The following is a 22,047-nucleotide window of genomic DNA, read 5'->3' on the forward strand; positions in this document are numbered from 1 at the left end:
TCCTGCCTCCTGCCTTCTGCCTCCTGCCTTCTCCCATATCACAGTCCCAATGCTTTGCGTGTACCTGTCCCAACAATACCATCTGGTGTTAAACCTTGCTTGTTTTGAAAAGCTGTCACAGCATTATCCGTAGCCGCACCAAATATCCCATCGGCTTTAAGATTAAATCCTTTTTGGATGAGAGCTTTCTGCACAGCAATTACATCATCTCCTTGCATGGGTGGCTCAGTCAGAAATAAAATTCTTGGCTGTCCAGAAACAGAATTAGGTTGAGATAAAGCTCTCATTTCTGATTGGATAATAGGAAATTTGGCATCCCAAGTAGCAGCATCTCTGACATTTAACCCATCATCAATATGAACTGAATCTGCGGGGGTAAAATCTCCTCCCCATCGTAGCATCGGATCATTACGGATGCTTTGAATAAAGTTTTGAATTGCTTGTGGCAGATTTTTTAAGTTGCTTTTGTCGAGAGCATCACTGTTAAATAGCTTATCTCCTAGAGAAACATTCATATCAATGCCATGACCGACTAAATGATTTGACCGACTAGCGGGACGGACAATTGCGCCTGAGACTACGCCACCTTGTAAGCGAGTAGAACTAGTGACATAAATTTTGATACCAGCATCAGTCGCAAATTGATCAACTTTTTCTAGGGAATCAAAAAACTCAATGTCTGCTAAAAGAGGTTTACCTATAAATCGAGGTGATTTAAATGCTTCTAATTTAGTTACCATAATTACCTTGATTTGGGATGCAGTAGTTAATTCTTTGGAAACCATCTATGGTGATGGAGGAATTGAGACTAGATAATTATGGATTTATAATATTTCTCATACCTTTAGTAGTAGCCTTAAGTATAATTTTGGCTTTTTTTAGATGAAACTATTAAGAAATATCAATTGATGTAAAGCGATCGCGCACATTTAAAGCAGTATCAGAAAAGTCACTAAATACGCCATCAACCCCTAAACTAAAAAATAGTTCATATTCCCCTTGGGGATTACCTGGGAAGTCTAGAGGTAAAAAGCTGTCTTCGTTGCGAAAAGTCCAGATATGTACCTTTAAACCAACAGCATGGGCATTTTGTAGCACAGATGTGGGTGATAGCAATTTATTTTTATGATCTCTAGGAACTAAAATATCTTTATGAATGCCAATTGCTTGGGCGTATTTAGCAATTTCTTCTAAACCTGATTTTGTCACTAAATCGGTATATGTGCGAACATCACCACTAACGACAAAATCATGAGGTTGACCAGTAAGATTGATTAACTGGACTAAAGGTAAATTAGTTATTTGGGCTAAATATCGTAAGTTACTCACTTCAAAAGATTGAATAAAAATTGGGGCGTTTTTTTCGTGATAACCGTTGGCTCGTAAAGTATTGAGTAAAGGTTCTTCTAAACTTAAATTGATAGACCTAAAATAAGTGGGATGTTTTGTTTCAGGATAAATGCCAATATTCCGACCCAATTTTTTACTATAATTTTTGGCTAAATAAATAATTTCTTGGAGTGTAGGAATTTCCCACAAATCATCATAAATAGTATTTTGTTGGCGTAATTGAGGGATTCTTTCTTTGGCGCGTAATGTTTTGATTTCAGCTAGGGTAAAGTCTTCTGTAAACCAACCCTTTTTTGATTCGCCATCGATAATTTTAGTGGTGCGCCGTTGAGCAAATTCTGGATGTTTAGCAACATTAGTGGTTTCTGAAATTTCGTTTTCGTGACGCGCAATTAAAACACCATCTTGAGTTGAAACTAAATCTGGTTCAATGTAGTCTGCACCAAAATTAATTGCTAATTCGTAAGCGGCTAAAGTGTGTTCTGGACGATAGCCACTCGCGCCGCGATGAGCAATAATGATGGGTTTTTTATTCATGAGGATGATTGTATGTGTGGTGGAAGACAAGAATTGTTTATCTCACGCAGAGGCGCAAAGATTTACAGCAAAGTTATCTGTTTAGTCAGCAGAATCAGAATTTATGCAACAGGTTTATAAATTTATGGGGATTTTTTTAACAAATGTTAATATTGGGAGACAGGATGCGATCGCCTATTACCTATTGCTCATGCCTTTTGATACCCAAGAAGATTAACCTAGAATTATCCCAACAAATAAAATTATATTTACTCAGTATCGTTCTATAAGAATAATGATTCAGATTCATCTCGAACTCAAGCGCATAGAAGAATTACGCCAGCTTTTGCAACAAGCTAGTTACGCCTATTATGTTTTAGACGCACCCATCATGGAAGATGCAGTCTATGACCAGCTATACCGCGAATTGCAACAGTTAGAAACTCAGAATCCAGAATTAGTTACACCCGACAGTCCCACTCAGCGCGTGGGTGAAAGACCAGCCACTCACTTTACCTCAGTACGCCACAATATCCCCCTGTACAGTCTGGAGAATGCGTTTAATATTGATGAGTTACAAGCTTGGGATCAACGTTGGCGGCGACAACTGCCGACAACCGACGCGGTAAAATATGTCTCGGAATTGAAAATTGATGGTTCGGCTTTGGCGCTGACTTATCAAGATGGTGTGCTAGTCAGGGGTGCAACTAGAGGTGATGGGGTTACGGGTGAAGAAATTACCCAAAATGTGCGAACAATTCGTTCTATTCCTTTGCGTTTAAACTTTGATGGGATAGAACCGATAGAAAGAATCGAAGTGCGCGGTGAAGCATTTTTACCGTTGGAAGTCTTTAAGCAAATCAACGAAGAACGGCAAAAAGCAGGCGAACAGTTATTTGCTAACCCCCGCAACGCCGCCGCAGGTACACTCAGACAGTTAGACTCTCGCATTGTGGCGCGGCGACGGTTAGATTTTTTTGCTTACACTCTGCATATTCCGGGGATGGATGATGCGAGTATTGCCAATACCCAATGGGAAGCCTTGGAATTGTTACAAAAAATGGGTTTTCGGGTCAATCCCAATCATCAGCTGTGTGAGTCTTTGCCAGAAGTGGCAGAATACTACAAATACTGGGATACGGAACGGCTGAATTTACCCTACATGACCGATGGTGTAGTAGTCAAACTGAATGCTTTTAAACTGCAAGAACAGTTAGGATTTACCCAAAAATTCCCGCGCTGGGCGGTGGCGTTGAAGTATCCAGCCGAGGAAGCACCCACCCGTGTGGAAAATATTGCGGTGAATGTGGGTAGAACTGGGGCGTTAACACCTTTAGCAGAGATGCGTCCGGTACAATTGGCGGGGACAACAGTTTCTCGTGCTACTTTACATAATAGCGATCGCATTGTCCAATTAGACATCCGCATCGGTGATACTGTAATTGTTCGCAAAGCTGGGGAAATTATTCCCGAAGTGGTGCGGGTAATTAAAGAACTGCGTCCGGCTAACACAGAACCCTTTATTATGCCTAGCCACTGCCCAGTTTGTGGTCAAGAAGTGGTGAGAGAATCAGGAGAAGCCGTGACTCGTTGCGTCAATGCTTCTTGTGCAGCTATTCTCAAAGGTTCCATTGAACATTGGGTTAGCCGCGATGCTTTAGATATAAAAGGCGTGGGTGAAAAATTAGTGCATCAACTGGTAGATAAAGGTTTGGTGCATTCTGTAGCTGATTTGTATGATTTGACAGAAGCACAATTATGTAGCTTAGAAAGAATGGGGGAAAAATCGGCACAGAAATTAGTAGATGCGATCGCCCAATCAAAAAATCAACCTTGGCATAGGGTATTGTATGGTTTAGGCATTCGTCATGTTGGCAGTGTCAATGCTCAACTCATCACCGAGAAATATCCCACCGTTGAGAAATTAGAAACCGCCAAACAATCAGACATTGCAGGTATTTATGGTATTGGTGCAGAAATTGCCCAATCTGTTTATCAGTGGTTTCATATTGATGCTAATCAAGCTTTAATTGAACGCTTAAAAACAGCCAATTTACAATTTGTCGCCGCAGAAAATATAACTGTTAGTGATAGTAATCAAAAGTTTGTCGGCAAAACTTTTGTGGTGACAGGCACATTACCCACCTTAAAGCGCGATGAAGCTAAAGCAATCATCCAAAAAGCTGGCGGTAAAATTACAGATTCCGTCAGTAAAAAAACAGATTATTTGGTAGTAGGAGAAGATGCTGGTTCTAAATTAGACAAAGCCCAGGCTTTAGGAATTACTCAGTTAACTGAAGCACAGCTATTAAAGATGTTAGAAGATGAATAAACTCTAGAGATTAACTAAACTCCATCGTCTCCACAAAAGACAAAATATTATCCTTAATATACTCAGCTTCTTCGGCGATATCATTTGGTATTTCGCCATATAAAAAGCTGCGTTGATTGCTAACTATATATAAAAACTCTCCATTAATAAAAGCCAGCAATCCACGGTAAGCATCCAATCTAGTAGCAGTACCGTTATTTCCTTGTTGAGACATGGTTGAACCTTTAGGCATATCAACTAAGGCGTAATATGCACCCGCAAAAATGTCTTCTAAATACTCACTATACTTGATTTGAGCATCTGACACATTCGTAAAAATTGCTTGGGGGACATATTTATCTACTACGATATTTTTTAAATATTCCTCCTGTCCCTCAGATTCTAATTCTTCTAACTGTTCTGGAGGGATAGGATAATAATCAATCCGTAACAAAGTCCCAAAGTCATCAGAAAAACCTACTACTCCTTCTTGTGTTTGAATCTTACCTCCTTGTGTTGGATCAACAGGAATCGAAACTGTAAAATTGCCTAAAGGAGATTCATAGACATCTTCGAGATAGTCTTCTACAGTAATTGTGTCATCTTCATCATCAAAATCTGCTTCATTTTCTCCTGCTTGAAAAGCCGCAATTATTTCTTTGACAATTTCATCGGCTTCTTCATCTTCAAGGTCTAATGCTGTTTGTAACCTTTTTAAGAAAGGCTGTTTATTTTGAGGAACAATTAATTCTTCTTCATCTAAAAGTGCAACTACCCCAGCCGCAAAACCATCTAAGACTAAATCTTCAGGGAGAGATTCATTCGCAGTGTTAAACAACGGACTCAACCCTTGTGATTCTGCTATATAGATGAGTTTATCGACGATTTCGATCATTTCATCTTCGGAATATTCTTCAAAAACCTCAAATTCCCAGAGGATACCTGCTAAACCTTCGGGATCTACTTCTTCAATCGAAGCATCTGCGATCGCCGTTACCACCGCGATCGCTGCTACAGCTTCTTCTGGTGTTAAAGACTCGGCTAATGTTTTTTGTGAGTTAAAAACATTATCATATTTAGTCATAATTGCTACCCTTGTTGATTGCTTACTAGTTTGATTAAAATTTCCCTTCAATTCATATTCATTTGTATTTAATTAATCCCCTTAGCTTTTTTCATCCTCCAAATGAGACATCCAAAAGTAATTAGCAATATGTCTGCAAAAAACAGCAAAAATTTGCTATAAATTTGGACAATTCACCCATCACTTAGATTAATTAGTCTTAATAAACTTAGCTTTCATGAAAACTCTTTTGTTTTAACAGTTGAATTTCCTAATTCATCTACTGCTAATGATTACCATAAAAAATCAATTTATAATTTTTTTTAACAGTTCTATAAATTCTCTCATCACCAAACAAAGATCTGAATGCAGCAAACAGGGTTTGTCATCCTGATATTTGATGCACTACAACACATCAATTTGATTTGCTTTGTATCACATAACCTTGACAACGTATGCAACATAATATTCTACCAAGAGCCAATTTCTTAGGATTAATTTAATTTTGATGACAAAATCTCTATATATGAACTGCTAGAACATCGATTTTTTGACCTCTAGCAAGAGAACTATATCTAATGATAGAAAATAAACTAGCTCTCGATAGATTTTCTTTACCAATAGCAGGATGGCATAATACCGAAGTGCAAAGCAACACATAGAAATTATTTAAATCCCAATTTAAATCTTATGGTGCAAACACCTCCATCCCAGTTCTCACCAGACCAATACACAGTTGATTCAGCCACAGCCGAAGTAGAAGCGCTAATTCAAACGCCACCATCAGATACAGAGCTTAATCTAGAGTTTCTCTACACCAGAGATATTGAATTTCGCCAAGAAACAATTTACTTTATCGTTGTCGATCGCTTTCATGATGGCGACCCCGAAAATAGTGAAGGTATTAATCCAGAATTGTATGATCCCAGCGGACAAGACTGGGGTAAATACTGGGGTGGCGATTTGCAAGGTGTTATAGAAAAATTAGACTATCTCAAAAATATGGGAGTTACCGCTGTTTGGTTAACTCCTTTATTTGAGCAAGTAGAAGAATTATTTGTTGGTAATGCAGCCATACATGGCTATTGGACAAAAGACTTTAAACGCATCAATCCTAGGTATATTGCTAAGGACGAAAACCCGTCGTTAAATGAAACCCAAGAAGCCAAAAATACAACATTTGATCGCTTAATTGAAGAGTTGCACAAACGCAACATGAAACTGGTGCTAGATATTGTTTGTAACCACAGTACCCCTGATACTAGCGGTAGTAAAGGTGAATTGTATGACGACGGTGTAAAAATCGCCGACTTTAATAACGATGTTAATAACTGGTATCACCATTATGGTGAAGTGCAGAACTGGGAAGATGATTGGCAAGTCCAAAACTGTGAATTAGCTGGTTTAGCCACCTTCAATGAAAACAACAGCGAATATCGTGAGTACATCAAATCAGCCATTAAGCAATGGCTAGATAGAGGTGTAGATGCCTTGCGGGTAGACACTGTGAAGCACATGCCCATTTGGTTTTGGCAAGAATTCACAGGCGATATGTACAATCACAGACCAGATGTATTTATTTTTGGGGAATGGATTTATAGTGGCCCCAGCGACGATCGCTCTTTGGAATTTGCCAATAATTCCGGGATGACTATTCTAGACTTTGGCTTGTGTGTTGCCATTCGTGCCGCCCTCGCCCAAGGCTCAGAAAATGGATTTCACACCATTCAATACATTTTTGATGAAGACTACCGCTACAACGGCGCAACCGAGTTAATCACCTTCATCGATAACCACGATATGCCGCGCTTTCAATCGCTCAACCCTGACCCAGCGATGTTGAGAGTGGCGATCGCCTTAATTATGACATCCCGTGGTATTCCCTGCATCTATTACGGCACAGAACAGTATCTCCATAACGATACTGATGGCGGTAACGACCCATACAACCGCCCCATGATGGAAACATGGGACAACGATACAGAAGTTTATCGCTACATCCGCTTACTGTCTGGCTTACGACGACTGAACCCAGCTATCTCAATGGGTAGTCATTGGCAAAAATACATCACCCCCGATGTTTACTGCTACGTCCGCCGCTATCGTGATTCTCTGTGCTTCGTCGCCCTCAACCGAGGTGGAGAAGTCACATTGCCAGAAATCGAAACAGAACTACCCGACGGCGAACACACTTGTGTCATCACACGCAATAAATACGAAGTCAAAGACGGCAAAATTTACGACCTGCAACTAGAAGAACGGGGAGTAATTGTCATCAGCCATGTTGGCGAAAGAATCAAAGGACAAACCATCATTCGGGTACAACTCAACGGCGTAAATACCCAACTCGGTGAAACCATCGTCGTCACAGGCGACTGTCCAGAATTAGGTAATTGGGATATTAGCAAAGCTTATCCCTTGGAATATATCAACGCCAACACTTGGTTTGCCGAGATTCCCTTTGATGAAAGTGCAGGCAAATTGATTAGTTATAAATATGCTCTCTGGCGCGAAGGGCGATCGCCCCTACGCGAAAACACCACACCCCGCCGTTGGGTAGTCGCCAAAGAAGGCACAGTCAAATGGCGCGATACTTGGGCAACCGGACGAGAATCTTAGAAGTCTGAAGGCTCGGAGGGCGTAAGGAGACAAAGTGTAATTTCCAGGTATTACACATTGTCTCCCTACTAAAATTTTTCCATCACCCTATAAGTGATTTGGGCGAAAAACAGGTGGCGTTATACATTAAATGTATAGCAAGAAGCAGAGAGCGTTAGACAAAAAGCATGAATGGTAGGAATAGTCATAACTTTTTCGCCTGCCTCTCCGCAGTCGCTACAACGGGGAGCCACTGCGTTGGGCGGCTCTGCCGACTTGAAGCATGTGGTGTGCGAACCCCCGCAACGCGCTGCTCTCTGCCTCCTGCCTCCTGCTATACTCTCACACCTGACCAACTCAGGCTTGGTCGTTCACAGCGAAGGGTTTGGAAATGTTTGCTTCCTCAGAGACTCCTATAATTGGGACAATTTTATTAGTAGCTTTCGGCATTTTAGGCTGGGGCTTTTATCGCGCCAGACCTTTTGGAAAACTGGGAATCTTAGCCTGGTTGCAGTCAGTGGTGTTAATGTCTCCCTGGCTGCTATTCTTTGGTTTATTTGCTGCCGGAATTTACCTCAACATAGTTGGCATATTGTTATTGGTGGTAGCTTCAGCTGGATTATATATCTACCTCGGCAGAAAACTGCGGGCGGCTGGGCAAGATGCCATTCTCCAGCAACGAGCAACAGAAAGGCTTGCAGCTAATTCCACCTCGGAAGATAATGCTGCACAAACACCAGTTATTGCCGAACTAAAAGAAGTCTTATCAATTCCCGAAGCAGATTTGAGTGCCATTAAAAGCATTTTTGGCGTAGATACATTTTTCGCCACAGAAACGATCGCCTACCAAGAAGGCGCTATCTTTAACGGTAATCTGCGCGGCGAACCCCAAGAAGTTCACAACCGCCTCAGTGACAAGTTACGCGAACGCCTGGGTGAACAATATCGCCTGTTTTTAGTCGAAAACACAGACGGTAAACCTGTGGTGATTGTATTACCTAGCCGTAACGATCCCCGTCCCACTACAACAGGGCAAAAAGCCTTTGCCGGAATTTTGCTCATCGCCACTCTGGCTACATGTTTAGAAACTGCCGGGTTACTCCTGAACTTCGATTTATTTGCCACCCCAGCACGCTTCACCCAAGCCTTACCCATCGGCCTCGGCATATTTGTCATTTTAATTGCCCACGAAATCGGTCATTGGGTAATTGCGCGGCGTTATCAAGTCCGTCTTAGCTGGCCATTCTTTTTACCTGCTGTGCAGATTGGCTCCTTTGGTTCAATTACCCGCTTTGAATCTCTCTTGCCCAACCGTACTGCATTATTCGATATTACTTTGGCAGGGCCAGCCGCTGGCGGTATCGTCTCTTTAATCATGTTAATTGCGGGGTTATTACTTTCCCACCCAGGCAGTTTATTTCAATTACCTAATCAGTTTTTCCAAGGTTCTATTTTAGTCGGCAGCTTGGCGCGAGTAGTCCTCGGTTCAGCTTTACAATCACCCCTAGTCAACGTCCATCCTTTAGTCATCATTGGTTGGCTGGGGTTAGTAATCACTGCGTTAAACCTGATGCCAGCCGGTTCTCTAGATGGTGGACGCATCGTCCAAGCCATTTATGGGCGCAAAACTGCCAGAAGAGCCACATTTGCCACTTTAATTTTGTTGGCATTAGTTTCGCTTGGTAATACCTTAGCGATGTACTGGGCAATTGTCATTGTGTTTTTACAACGAGACTTAGAACGCCCCAGCCTAAACGAAATCAGCGAACCTGATGATGCCAGAGCCGCTTTAGGTCTTTTGGCACTATTCTTAATGATTGCCACTCTTCTGCCCTTAACTCCCGGTTTAGCTGGGCGTTTAGGCATTGGCTGATTAACTCTGAAGTCTGAAGAATCTTCAAAAAATTTTTAGTGGCGTGAACTAAATTAATTAGCCCCCGCCACTAAAAACTCCGCGTAACTTCGCGTTTACCTCTTGATTCCTCTGCGTTGAAAAACACTTATTAACTTAAAAATTAATATAAAAAAACAGCCAAATTTTTAATTATCAATAGGCTCTAATAATCACTATCAGCGACACAAATACCTTTACATTTAATCCCATTTGTAGCAGTACGCAGACAATGAGGACAGAGGATTTTTTCTGCTGCTATTTCTTGATTTATCTCTATACTAGTACTTGCCTGTAATTTATCTTTCTCTGTCTGGGGTGTTACAGTCATAAAAATTGCAGAATCGTTTGGCACTTTCACTTAAATGCTAACAATATTTTAATTGATTGTAGCTCCGAAAGGTTGCACTGACTCGAACACAGGGATTTCACTCCAAACTCAATTTTGTACTCCTACCCATCCGTGGATGGAGGCAAGAAATTTCTAATGGGCTGATAATGGCTGCGCCAATGCCAAAGGCGATCGCATCTCCAGAATGATTTAGAGTCAACTGTAGCAGTCATAATTACACACCAGAGTAAGGCGCTAGAGCAAAAGTTTGCGTAGTATCAACAACAAGAAAGCGATCGCATAAATTAAACAGTTCTGCCTGAGTCTGAGTTTGTCGCATCAGCCGCAAGAAAACACCTTCAGAGTCAACACTCAAGGCGATATAGTTGAGGAACATTTTGAGGTAACCTACACGCGCACGCTCTGGGATATTTGGTGCTGCTGGGGTTTGCCATAAACGATCAATGTATTTACGTACCTCGATTAAAGGAACAGGTGCGATCGGTTCCAAGCGCAAAGCCTGCCGGATTTGCTCAAAAATCCAAGGATTTCCAATTGCCCAGCGTCCCACCATCACACCAGCCGCACCTGTTTGAGCCAGCACCGATAGTGCTTGTGCCGCCGAGTAGATATTTCCGTTGGCCAGCACTGGACAATTAACTCGTCTGACGGCTTCGGCAATCAAATCATAATTCACTCGTCCGTGGTATCGATCTAGAACTGTGCGACCATGTAAACTCAGCAAATCTATGTTGTGGCGATTGATTAAATCTAGAATTTGGTAAAAGGTATCGGTATTTTCAAAACCTAAACGCATCTTGACTGTAAAAGGTCGATCATTAACTGCTTGCCGCAATTCCCCCAGAATTCGATCCACTTTTTCGGGTGAAAGCAGCAATCCACCCCCAGCTTTTTTGCGGTAAATTCTCGGTGCGGGACAGCCCATATTCAAGTCAACTCCCGCAATATTATAACCGCAGAGTTCTTGTGCTGTTTTGACTAAATGAGGAATGCTTTCACCCATCATTTGAGCAAAAACAGGGCGACTAGTATCGTTTTCGGTGATTGATGCCAGAATGCTAGGGTTGAGTCGTGAGGTTTCATTGACGCGGAAATATTCGGTAAAAAAGTAGTCAGGACTGCCGTACTGATTAATGACCTTCATAAACCAGAGATTTGTGACATCCTGCATAGGCGCAAGAGCAGTCAGGGGTAAATCTAGGTGAAGTGATTGAGGGAGCAATACCTGGGACATAAAATGGAGAGCATTCGACACAGCATCACTCTATCAAACAAAATGAACCAATTAGGGATGCTTATTGTAGACCTAATGGTGTGTTGATAATGTTGCCATTAAAGCAACCTCTAAAAAATTATTAATTGTTCTTGATTAAGCAAGGCGTAATCAAGAATACTTTAATAGTTGCATAAATTTGTTTTTTTGCGCCTTATTAAAACCTCTATGTTCTGCACCTTTAACAGTTAATAATTGATTTATAGTCCCAACTTGGCGCAATGCTTGATTATAGTCTGACTGCATAGCTATAAGGAACAAAATGATCTTTTTTACCATGTATTGTCATAATTGGTGGTAGATTTTAACACGCATTTAATTGGGAAAAATATTATTCATTTCACCTTGCGTTCGACTAATGAATTGTGATAAGTTTCTAATCAATAATTAAATACGGTAATTGTATCGATATGCCGTACTTTACTCAATAACTCATCACCAAAATCAGTTAAAAGCTGAATATAAAGCATTATCAAGCTTTTTATGCCAATTCAAACAGTCGGTATTTTAAGTCCTGGTGATATGGGACAAGCGATCGCATCTGTTCTCAATCACAATGGATTAAGGACGATTGCAGCCTTAGAAAATCGCAGCCAAAGAACTCGCCAGTTAGCCGCCGCAGCTAATATAGAGGATGTGGGTTCTCTTACACAGTTGGTAATTGAATCTGATATAGTGTTATCCGTTTTGGTTCCCGCCGCCGCCGCAGAGGTAGCCCAGCAAGTAGCTGCGGTGATAAGTAATGTAGGGAAACAGATTCTTTATGTTGATGGTAATGCGATGTCTGACGACAAGCCGCAAAGCGTCTACGCACCCCAAAAGGTCAAAACTATCGCTCAAATCATCGAATCATCTGGAGCAACTTTCGTCGATGCTTCCATCATCGGCCCACCTCCCAGAGTTCCCGGACGCACGCGCATCTATGCTTCTGGCAAACAAGCTGTGGAATTTCAACAACTAAGTAATTATGGCTTAGATATCCGGGTCATTGGCGATGAAATTGGTCAAGCTTCGGGTTTGAAAATGTCTTATGCCGCCCTCACCAAAGGACTAACAGCAATTAGTACAGAATTATTAATTGCTGCCCATCGCTTAGGCTTAGATGAAGAACTATGGAGTGAAGTATCTAGTAGTCAGCCGGAACTTGCTCATATACTTGCTCGTTCCATTCCATCTATGACACCAAAAGCACATCGTTGGGTTGGGGAAATGGAGGAGATTGCCGAAACCTTCAAAGAATTAGGTTTGACTGAACGCATATTTTATGGTGCAGCTGATGTTTATCGTTTAGTGAAAGATACTTCTTTAGGGCAGGAAACACCAGAAGAACGCGATCGCGATCGGCAATTGTCAGAAATTATCACGACGCTTTCTGACGAAACTACATCAAACTAAATAGGATTTACGCACAAAGTTGAGACTGGGTATAGGGGAGAGGGCTAAGGGTTTTGAACACCTTTAGCCCTCAATGTACTGCGAATTTACAAAATTTTGCGCTTAGTAGAACAATCACCTCTAAGTTCAGGCAAATAAGCGATGATCATATAATAATCGTTAGTTAATCTAATAGTTAGTAAAACATATCGAACTTTCCCTATGAAAATTTGGCAGGGACAACTAGGCGATCGCATCAGTAAGGCCATTTACCACCATCTACCCGCCTTTCGTTGGCGGAATTTTCGGCTATTTTTCGGGGGACAGTTACTATCAATGTCTGGGACATTTATGACCCAGCAGTTGACTATTCCTTGGTTAGTATACGATTTGACTAAATCTGCTTGGTTGTTAGGAGTTGCCGGGTTTATACAATTTTTGCCTACATTGTTAGTGATTCCCTTTTCGGGCGTATTGTCTGATCGCTGGAGTCGTCGTGACTTGTTAATGCTGGTGCAGATATTGGGAATTAGTGTGTCCTTGGCTTTAACAATTCTGACCTTTACGAATTGGATTACCTTTCCCATCCTATTAATCCTGAGTGTTCTCAACGGTTTTCTCAAGGGATTAGATATGCCAGTGCGCCATACAATCGTTACCGAAACCGTAGACGAGCGCGCTGATTGGAGTAATGCGATCGCTTTAAATTCCGTCATGTTAAGCTCCTCTCTGGTATTGGGGCCAGCTATGGGTGGGATTTTAATTGCAACTCTAGGGGTGAAATATTGTTTTCTCTACGATACTCTCAGCTACATCCCAGCAATTTTTACCCTATTAGCAATGCGGCTGAAAGTTAGACCGATGCAGACTATGACTAACCTGAGCGATACTTTCCAGAAAATGCGAGAGGGCTTTGAATATGTCTCCAAATTTCAACCGATTAGAGCAATTTTGTTGATGTTAGCGTTACATGGTTTAGTGGGGATGTCTCATGTCGCACTTATGCCTGTTTTTGCAGCTAAGATTCTCAATGGAGATGCCACAACAATGGCTCACCTTAGCACTTCAGCACCGATTGGCTCGTTTTTTGCTTGTGTCTATCTGAGTGTCAGACGAGGGATTGTGGGCTTAGACCGTTTGATTATCATCGCTCAAGTTTTAATCGGAATGAGTTTGATATCCTTTTCACTCTCGCGTCAAGTTTGGCTATCGATTATCATCCTTGTGTTTGTTGGCTGCTTTTCTATTCTCAACATTACAAGTAGTAATATGATTATCCAGACCTTAGTTGCCGAAGATAAGCGTGGAAGAGTAATGAGTTTTTATGCCCTAGCAATGGTAGGTACAATGCCCTTTGGCAATCTTTTAGCTGGAACTTTAGCACATAATTTTGGTGCGACGAATGCCTTGATTGTTTGTGGCAGTTTGTTTATCTTAGGTGCGCTATGGTTTTCTGCACAATTACCAGTAGTGAGACGTTGGATAGCTGGCGAAACAAGTGGCTTATCTTTGGAAAAGTGAAATTAATGTGATTTTTTGACCTCTCCCCCAACCCCTTTCTGACGCGGAGCGGGGAGTATAGAGTATGAGATATAGCAGGGGACAGGTGATAGGTGACAGGTTACAGAGTTAAAAGTCTTTTATTATCTAAGTTTTGTCGCTTACCGATGTCCTAATTACCCTGGCTACAGCTATATCAACGAGAAATTACGATTTTAAAGCTCTCTCCTTGCAGAGGCTAAAATGTTCGTTGAGTGCATCTGTCCCGCCGCAGAATGAATTCCGAGTCTCATAGCGCAAGTCATCTGAAGATGAATCAACCAAAAATCTCTTCCAGTCCACGCTTTGTGGACTTTGGCTATGAGCCTGGAACTTTAGTTCTAGGCGGGATGTGGTTGAACACGAAAATTTTCGACTTGTGTGTACACGGTAGCCTTGCAGGGGAGAGGATTTAAATCTGTCGAACTCACGCTAAATTAGCTGAATAAGAACGACTACTCAACATCAGAAAAAGAGGTGATCACGACATCTGATGATCACCTCTGGAAATTTAGTACATAGACGAAGACTTGCACGGTTAATTTTTTGATGAACTATGACGATTAGTAATCGAAATCGCCACCTAAGCCACCGCCACCAGGTGCAGCCGGCGCAGCATCTTTGGGTTCTGGCTTGTCAACTACAATGGCTTCGGTAGTTAACACCATCCCGGCAATTGACGCAGCATTCTGCACAGCCGAACGAGTTACCTTAGCGGGGTCAACAATCCCGGCGGCAAACAAATCTACGAATTCGCCTGTGGTTGCGTCGTAACCTACATTGAAGTCTTTCTCTTTGACCCGTTCGGCAATTACCGCACCATTTTGACCTGCATTCTCAGCAATCCGCTTCAGAGGTGCAGCCAGGGCGCGAGACACAATCAATGCTCCTGTTAATTCTTCGTTCACTAGGGTAGACTTCGCCCAGCTTTCTAATTGAGGCGCTAGATGTGCAAGTGTCGTACCACCACCGGGAACAATGCCTTCTTCGACAGCAGCTTTTGTGGCGTTAATGGCATCTTCTAGACGTAACTTGCGGTCTTTGAGTTCGGTTTCGGTGGCAGCACCCACCTTCACAACTGCAACCCCACCAGCTAGTTTTGCTAGACGTTCTTGCAGTTTTTCTTTATCGTAGGAAGACTCGGTTTCCTCGATTTGGCGGCGGATTTGTTCTACACGAGCCTTGACAGCTTGCTCGTTACCTTCTGCTACGAGGGTGGTACTATCTTTGGTGATGGTGATGCGGCGAGCTTTACCGAGTTGCTCAAGTTTAGTAGCATCTAGTCTCAGACCAGCATCTTCGGTAATCAGCTGTCCGCCTGTGAGAATGGCAATATCTTCTAGGATAGCTTTGCGGCGATCGCCAAATCCAGGTGCTTTAACAGCGGCTACATTTAGCACACCACGCAAACGGTTAACAACTAAGGTTGCGAGAGCTTCTTTTTCAATATCTTCGGCAATAATTACTAAGGGACGACCAGCACGGGCTACTTGCTCAAGTACGGGTACAAGGTCTTGCACCAAGGCGATTTTCTTATCTGTTAACAGTAGGAAAGGCTCATCTAGGACTGCTTCCAACCGTTCTGCATCGGTGGCAAAATAGGGAGAAATATAACCTTTGTCGAAGTTCAACCCTTCTGTAACTTCTAGTTCAGTGGTGACTGACTTACCTTCTTCTAGAGATATCACCCCTTCCCGACCAACCTTATCTAATGCTTCAGCAATCAAAGCACCTACGACTTCATCGTTACCAGCAGAGATAGCCGCAACTTGAGCGATCGCTTTTGAGTCTTCTACAGGACGCGCGTGTTCTTTGATTTTGTCCACGAGAAAAACTGTAGCTTTATCAATACCACGTTTGATTTCAATGGCATTCGCACCAGCAGCGACATTCCGCAATCCTTCTTTGACAATGGCGTGAGCCAAAACAGTTGCCGTTGTCGTCCCATCTCCCGCAGCATCGTTGGTTTTAGATGCAGCTTGACGAATTAGGGATACACCTGTGTTTTCAACGTGATCTTCTAATTCAATCTCTTTAGCGATGGTGACTCCATCATTGACAATTTGCGGAGCGCCAAACTTCTTTTCTAAAACGACGTTACGACCTTTGGGGCCAAGGGTAACTGCTACTGCTTCAGCCAGAATGTCAATGCCTTTTTCCAAAGCACGACGAGCATTTTCGTTGTAAATGATGCGTTTAGCCATAGTGTTCTCAATTCTCTGTGTAAGTTGGTCAGTTAATTATTTGCGAATGTCATGGGTTATTCGTCATTCAGTGTTGCGGAGTCAGAATGATGAATAAATCAGGTCTATCGACTAGGAAACAATTGCCAAGATGTCTTTTTCAGACAATAGGACGTACTCTTCTGTACCTAACTTGATGTCAGTGCCAGCATACTTGGAGTAAAGAACCTTATCGCCAATAGCAATATCAATAGTTTGATGAGTGCCATCGTCGTTGCGTTTACCAGGGCCGACCGCAACGATTTCACCCACTTGGGGCTTTTCTTTAGCACTATCAGGGAGAAAAATACCTCCGGCTGTTTTCTCTTCCGACTCACTAACCTTGATGAAAACGCGATCGCCTAGAGGTTTAACAGTAGATACGCTCAACGCTATAGCTGCCATACAAAATTCTCCAAACAAACTTTTCTTAAGGTGGACAAATGGTTGCAATTAAGTCATCGACTAATTGCAGATGTTTAACTAGCAGGAAAATTTATCATGCGTGATGTTTCTCAAATTCAACACTAAGCATGAACGGCATTCTAATCAAACCAACTAATAAATCGTCAGTAAAATCAGAAATTGCCAGTAGCGGAGATTAACTACACTAAGTCTATCGGATTAATGTAGTTTACATTGTGTTAAGTATGATGTCATATAATTTTCAAAAAATCAAGAGTTTAAATAAGGAAGATATGGGTGTAAAGGTATAGGGGTGTAAGGGAAAAAATGAACCCGACGATTTACGACTTAATATATAGTGAGAAAGAACGCACTCATCCCCTACACCCACTTCTCGCAAAGGTTTCACCTTTCGTCGTTGCCTTCAGACCTTGCTTCTCCTAGCGTAGCCTCTCCACCAACGAGCCATATCTATTCCCTATCACCTGTCACCCGTAACCTGTAACCTATCACACCCAAATATCGGAAGTACAATCACCACCGGGATAGCGAATTTCATGAGCGCGAGCAGGGCCAGCAGGTTCTTTACCAAAGTCAACGTAAAAATTTTCGTTAATTTTCATCCCACCATTTTCCGTATCGCAATCAATCTGCAATAAATATGAGCCACTTTTCGACAAATCAGGGTAAAACTGATTATCCCAACTGCTAAATAGGGAATTGGTGACATAAAGCCGTTTACCATCTAAACTCAGCTGTAGCATCTGCGGGCCACCTAATAATTTATGGCCTTGGACTTCGCCACTTAACCCTTGCAAACCACCACACCAAACCTGACCAGTTAAACGAGGATGAGTAGGATCACTAATATCGTATTGACGAATATCTCCATGCAGCCAATTGGAGAAATAAATATAGCGATCGTCCAGAGAAATTAAGATATCAGTAATTAACGATGGCACAGGTATTGGCCAGCCTTCTATTTCTATTGATGGTATATCTAGGACTTTTTCTACTTGCCAATGGCCATTAGACTTGTGCCAATGCCAAACATTACTGCTGAGTGCCGCAGCCACAAATCCATGTGTGCTATCAGGATTATGATGAAAGCGTAGTTCTAAGGGAATTAAACCTTCTTCTCCTAAGTCAACAGTTTGAATAATTTCGTGAGTTGACCAATCCCAAAAATGTATCTGCTGTCCATAGTTACCTGATGTGACATCGTTGAGGTCAAAGCCTGGGTAATATGTTTTGGGTGCAGCCCACTCACTACTAACCATGACATTATGACGCGGCTGATACCAAAAGTCATAGTTAAACCGCATACCCTCGGCTTGATGTTCCCAGCGTCCAGCAATGTCAAAATTTTCATTTAGTAACAAAAAACCACCAGGGCCGTTACCTTCGCTGTCACCTAACATTGAGATCATCACATGACCATCGGCTAGGCAATGTACTGTATGAGGTGCAGTTAAGTTGGTTTTAGCTTTAATTTCTTCTGGTTCAATAACTTTATAGAGTTTTGGTGCTTTGGTCTCTGCTGTATCAACAATGTAAATTCGACTAGATTTTTGTCCAGGAATTACACTAAATCGGCGGGATTTACTGGCATCACCATGACAAGAACTACAAGCATTCCAACCAAAATGATGTAACTCATCACCAATATAAGGCACGGGTAAACGATGAATTACTTGGGAGTAGGTTGGAGATTGCGGATCAACGTCTACAGTCGCTAAATAATCTGGTTGTTCAATGCCTGTACCTGTATACACGGCAATTACATAAAGCACTTTTTCCTTTTCTGCCTGGATAGCTGCTTCTGGGGAAGCATAACCAGGGCCACAGCAAGCATGAGCCATAATTTGATACCTCTATATCGAGATTAGTATGTGTGGGTGCGATCGCGTGACGAATGATATTGTCCAGCGAAAGATCTATTTTATTTAGTTTTTCTAAGTATTCGCAGTACAGATAATTAGATTGCCATATATTTAATTCGCTAAGGACTTGAATTTTCTGGGGTGTAATGTAATACTGCTAAATTAAATCCTACTAAATCGGTCAATAATTAGTATTTTATCGAAAAACCTCGTGTGACCTGACAAATAAGTCTGTCGAGTTTTCTCAAATATCGTTAAAAAATCCTATCTGTTAGACCATTGTCCCACCAAACCTTTGACAGCGGCAGGATTGAAACTCTTAAGTTCCACAAAACAGTTTCTCGCTGATTTTGAGATTAAAGATTGGCACATACCCGATCCCTAAAAGGTTTACCCAGTTTTAATCTCGCATCTTTGGGGAAGTTCCATCTTTCCCCTTTTCTTACTTTTAAAGGAGTTGATTTCATGAATAGTATCCATCAACATGCTTCTCAGATTAATTTAACCGCCGATGTATTAGTGATTGGCGGTGGCCCGGCTGGGACTTGGGCTGCTTGGAGTGCAGCCAGCAATGGTGCAAAAGTTGTATTAGTAGACAAAGGTTACTGCGGTACAAGTGGTGCCGCCGCCGCATCTGGCAATGGTGTTTGGTATATTCCACCAGAGCCAGAACAACGGGAAGCAGCAATGGCCAGTCGGGAAGCAATGGGAGGCTTTTTAGCAGATCGGCACTGGATGACGAGGGTATTAGATCGCACCTACGACAACATTAATTCTCTTGCAGATGAGGGTTACCGTTTCAGTGTTGATGCTAATGGCCAAGTTATCCGTCGTTCCTTGCAAGGGCCAGAGTATATGCGGTTCATGCGGAAACGGATTAAACAAGCAGGGGTGAAAATTCTAGACCACAGCCCCGCTTTAGAATTGCTCGTAGATGCAGAAGGCGCTGTAGCTGGGGCTAAGGGAATTAATCGCCAATCTGGGGACTCTTGGACAGTGAAAGCCGGTGCAGTTGTGATTGCTACAGGTGGCTGTGCTTTCTTAAGTAAGGCTCTGGGTTGTAATGTCTTAACTGGAGATGGTTATTTAATGGCAGCTGAGGCGGGTGCTGACTTCTCTGGAATGGAATTTTCTAATGCTTACGCAATTTCTCCGGCGTTTTCTTCTGTCACCAAGACTCGATATTATGATTGGGCTTCTTTCACTTATGAAGATGGCACAGTTATTGAAGGTGCAGGTTCTAAGCGCGGTCGTTCTGTCATTGCCAAAACATTGCTAAATCAGCCTGTGTATGCTCGTCTCGACCAAAATATGGATGAAGAGACAAAAGCTTGGATGCGAGCCTCTCAACCAAACTTCTTTGTTGTCTTCGATCGCGCTGGAATTGACCCCTTTACTCAACGATTCCCCATCACCTTACGTTTAGAAGGAACTGTCCGCGGTACTGGGGGAATTCGCATTGCTGACTACACTTGCGCTACCTCCGTCAGTGGATTGTATGCGGCGGGAGATGCAGCCACAAGGGAATTAATCTGTGGTGGTTTTACAGGTGGTGGTAGTCATAATGCCGCTTGGGCAATGTCTTCTGGTTATTGGTCGGGACAGTCGGCGGCTAACTATGCAATTAGTTTAGGAGAACAAGCCAAACAGCGCAGTGTCCAAGGCGTTGGTGTAGCGGGATTGCATGGTGAAGGTCATCAGAAATTCTCAGCAGATGAAGCGATCGCGGCAACCCAAGCAGAAGTTTTCCCGTACGATCGCAACCTTTTCCGTAGTGATGCAGGGTTAAGTGCATCTTTAGACAGATTAAATCACCTCTGGCAAGAAATCCGTCATAGTCATGCACCGGATGATACCCAAATTGTGCGATCGCGGGAAGCGGCGGCAATGGTAGCGACTGCGCGTTGGATGTACAACAGTGGTTTGCAACGTCAGGAAACTAGAGGGATGCACAAACGCATAGATTACCCACAACAAGACCCCAATCAGCAATATCGCCTGCGGAGTGGTGGTTTAGATCAGATTTGGGTCAAGCCTGAGTCGTTAGTAGCAAATCGGGAATTGGTGACAGTGTAATTTGTGGGAATTGAGGAATTTCTCTACCTTTGAGCTAGGAAGGAATTAGGCTATTGTCTTGTTTCTTCCTGTTTCTTTTTTTAAACGCAAAGGTGTGAGGAGGTTAGCGCAGAGTAACGCAGAGTGTTTGTCAGGTCAATTTGCTATAAATTAATGAAATTATTATCTAAATATAGATTCCAGTTGAATCTTGATCTTCCTGCTTTGCGATCGCGTAATTATCGCCTTTATTTTGCTGGACAAGCTTGGTCGATGACTGGCAGTTTCATGACGCAAGTAGCGATTCTCTGGCTGATTTATCGATTAACTGATTCAGCTTTACTATTGGGATTAGCAGGATTTTTTGGACAATTACCAGTATTTGCCTTAGCGCCAATTTCCGGTATTTTAGCTGATCGCTACAATCGCCATCACCTGTTACTGCTACTCCAAATTGTCGGGATTTCCCTATCTGTAATTTTGACAGTGATGACATTTCTCGGTTGGGCAGATTTCTGGACATTGCTGACTTTTAGTACATTGTTAGGTTTGTTGAAAGGGTTAGATGTTCCTGTACGTCACGCCTTTGTTAGTGATATGGTCAGTCGTGAACTCATGGCAAATGCGATCGCTCTCAATGCGGCCTTTCTTCATACTGCGAGGCTAATTGGCCCTGCCCTTGGCGGCATTTTTATTGCTAAGTTTGGTGCAGGTTATTGCTTTTTATACGATAGTCTCAGCTATGTTGTGGCTATTTGGGCAATTTCAGTTATGCAGATTACACCCAGAAAAGTAGAAATACATACTAGTAATCCTTGGCAGAAGTTGAAAGAAGGGTTTCAATATGCTTATCAATTCTTGCCTGTGCGGTCTATTTTGTCGTTACTCGCAGTAGCCAGCTTAGTTGGAATGTCATATACAACACTGCTACCCATCTTTGCAGTCGAAGTTCTGCGGGGAGGTTCAGAAACTTTAGGTTTCCTCTCAGCCGCCGCCGCAATGGGTTCAGTTTTTGCCTGTGTCTATCTGAGTTTTCGCCAAAAAATTGCAGGCTTAGAACGCCTCATTGCTTTTTCTCCAGCAATTATGGGAATTGGCTTTATATTTTTCTCTTTATCTCAAGTTTTCTGGATTTCGCAATTAGCTTTAGTTTTAGTTGGTTGGAGTTCTACGCTTCAAGTAGCGGCTAGTAGTCCACCAAGGAAATTTTGCTGG

16 protein-coding genes are annotated in these 22,047 nt (G+C 42.3%); 7 read left to right on the forward strand and 9 right to left on the reverse strand.

Annotation, left to right across the window (positions count from 1 at the left end):
- Window positions 1-38: 38 nt before the first annotated feature.
- Both NCWK1_RS05750 and NCWK1_RS05755 read right to left on the reverse strand, forming a co-directional pair.
- Window positions 39-785: a peptidoglycan-binding domain-containing protein gene (locus NCWK1_RS05750; protein WP_245894830.1), complete on the reverse strand. Its 747-nt coding sequence runs from the start codon at window positions 783-785 to the stop codon at window positions 39-41.
- A 106-nt stretch (window positions 786-891) separates the two neighbouring features.
- A complete protein-coding gene (locus NCWK1_RS05755; RefSeq protein ID WP_103124037.1) occupies window positions 892-1,887 on the reverse strand; it encodes a glycerophosphodiester phosphodiesterase in 996 nt (331 codons plus the stop codon).
- 274 nt (window positions 1,888-2,161) lie between these two features.
- On the opposite strand from NCWK1_RS05755, the gene ligA reads away from it, so the two are divergent.
- Complete coding sequence (gene ligA, locus NCWK1_RS05760) at window positions 2,162-4,198, forward strand: NAD-dependent DNA ligase LigA (RefSeq protein WP_103124038.1); 2,037 nt, start codon at window positions 2,162-2,164, stop codon at window positions 4,196-4,198.
- Window positions 4,199-4,208: 10 nt separating this feature from the next.
- Here ligA and NCWK1_RS05765 read toward each other — a convergent pair whose 3' ends face one another.
- Window positions 4,209-5,261 carry a tellurite resistance TerB family protein gene (locus NCWK1_RS05765; protein WP_096581078.1) on the reverse strand — a complete coding sequence of 351 codons (1,053 nt, stop codon included), beginning with the start codon at window positions 5,259-5,261 and terminating at the stop codon, window positions 4,209-4,211.
- 669 nt (window positions 5,262-5,930) lie between these two features.
- On the opposite strand from NCWK1_RS05765, the gene NCWK1_RS05770 reads away from it, so the two are divergent.
- Window positions 5,931-7,859 (forward strand): alpha-amylase family glycosyl hydrolase, encoded by a 1,929-nt coding sequence (locus NCWK1_RS05770; RefSeq protein WP_103124039.1) that lies wholly within the window; start codon window positions 5,931-5,933, stop codon window positions 7,857-7,859.
- A 370-nt stretch (window positions 7,860-8,229) separates the two neighbouring features.
- Window positions 8,230-9,711 (forward strand): site-2 protease family protein, encoded by a 1,482-nt coding sequence (locus NCWK1_RS05775; protein WP_096581082.1) that lies wholly within the window; start codon window positions 8,230-8,232, stop codon window positions 9,709-9,711.
- Window positions 9,712-9,895: 184 nt separating this feature from the next.
- Here the strand turns inward: NCWK1_RS05775 and NCWK1_RS29060 are convergent, their stop codons facing one another.
- From NCWK1_RS29060 to NCWK1_RS05780, 3 genes are all read right to left on the reverse strand, one after another.
- The gene (locus NCWK1_RS29060; RefSeq protein ID WP_146033949.1) at window positions 9,896-10,084 is read right to left on the reverse strand and encodes a hypothetical protein; all 189 of its coding nucleotides are present in this window, start codon (window positions 10,082-10,084) and stop codon (window positions 9,896-9,898) included.
- A gap of 73 nt (window positions 10,085-10,157) precedes the next feature.
- On the reverse strand, window positions 10,158-10,280 hold the full coding sequence (locus NCWK1_RS30370) for a hypothetical protein (protein WP_281259084.1): 123 nt from the start codon (window positions 10,278-10,280) through the stop codon (window positions 10,158-10,160).
- Between the two features lie 15 nt (window positions 10,281-10,295).
- Complete coding sequence (locus NCWK1_RS05780; RefSeq protein ID WP_103124040.1) at window positions 10,296-11,315, reverse strand: tRNA-dihydrouridine synthase family protein; 1,020 nt, start codon at window positions 11,313-11,315, stop codon at window positions 10,296-10,298.
- A gap of 522 nt (window positions 11,316-11,837) precedes the next feature.
- Here NCWK1_RS05780 and NCWK1_RS05785 point away from each other — a divergent pair.
- Both NCWK1_RS05785 and NCWK1_RS05790 read left to right on the forward strand, forming a co-directional pair.
- Entirely contained in the window at window positions 11,838-12,749 is a 912-nt protein-coding gene (locus NCWK1_RS05785) for an NAD(P)-dependent oxidoreductase (RefSeq protein WP_103124041.1), read from the forward strand.
- Window positions 12,750-12,950: 201 nt separating this feature from the next.
- A complete protein-coding gene (locus NCWK1_RS05790; RefSeq protein ID WP_103124042.1) occupies window positions 12,951-14,249 on the forward strand; it encodes an MFS transporter in 1,299 nt (432 codons plus the stop codon).
- 581 nt (window positions 14,250-14,830) lie between these two features.
- On the opposite strand, the gene groL is transcribed toward NCWK1_RS05790, so the two are convergent.
- From groL to NCWK1_RS05805, 3 genes are all read right to left on the reverse strand, one after another.
- Entirely contained in the window at window positions 14,831-16,471 is a 1,641-nt protein-coding gene (gene groL / locus NCWK1_RS05795; RefSeq protein WP_103124043.1) for a chaperonin GroEL, read from the reverse strand.
- Between the two features lie 111 nt (window positions 16,472-16,582).
- A complete protein-coding gene (gene groES / locus NCWK1_RS05800) occupies window positions 16,583-16,894 on the reverse strand; it encodes a co-chaperone GroES (protein WP_103124044.1) in 312 nt (103 codons plus the stop codon).
- A 509-nt stretch (window positions 16,895-17,403) separates the two neighbouring features.
- On the reverse strand, window positions 17,404-18,756 hold the full coding sequence (locus NCWK1_RS05805; protein ID WP_103124045.1) for a selenium-binding family protein: 1,353 nt from the start codon (window positions 18,754-18,756) through the stop codon (window positions 17,404-17,406).
- Window positions 18,757-19,242: 486 nt separating this feature from the next.
- Between NCWK1_RS05805 and NCWK1_RS05810 the strand changes: the two genes are divergently transcribed.
- Window positions 19,243-20,853: an FAD-dependent oxidoreductase gene (locus NCWK1_RS05810; protein WP_103124046.1), complete on the forward strand. Its 1,611-nt coding sequence runs from the start codon at window positions 19,243-19,245 to the stop codon at window positions 20,851-20,853.
- A 153-nt stretch (window positions 20,854-21,006) separates the two neighbouring features.
- Window positions 21,007-22,047: MFS transporter (locus NCWK1_RS05815; RefSeq protein ID WP_103124047.1), on the forward strand; the 1,041-nt coding region annotated here is incomplete at its 3' end.

Origin of the sequence: Nostoc cycadae WK-1, assembly GCF_002897135.1 — a bacterium.
Classification (GTDB): Bacteria; Cyanobacteriota; Cyanobacteriia; order Cyanobacteriales; family Nostocaceae; genus Nostoc_B.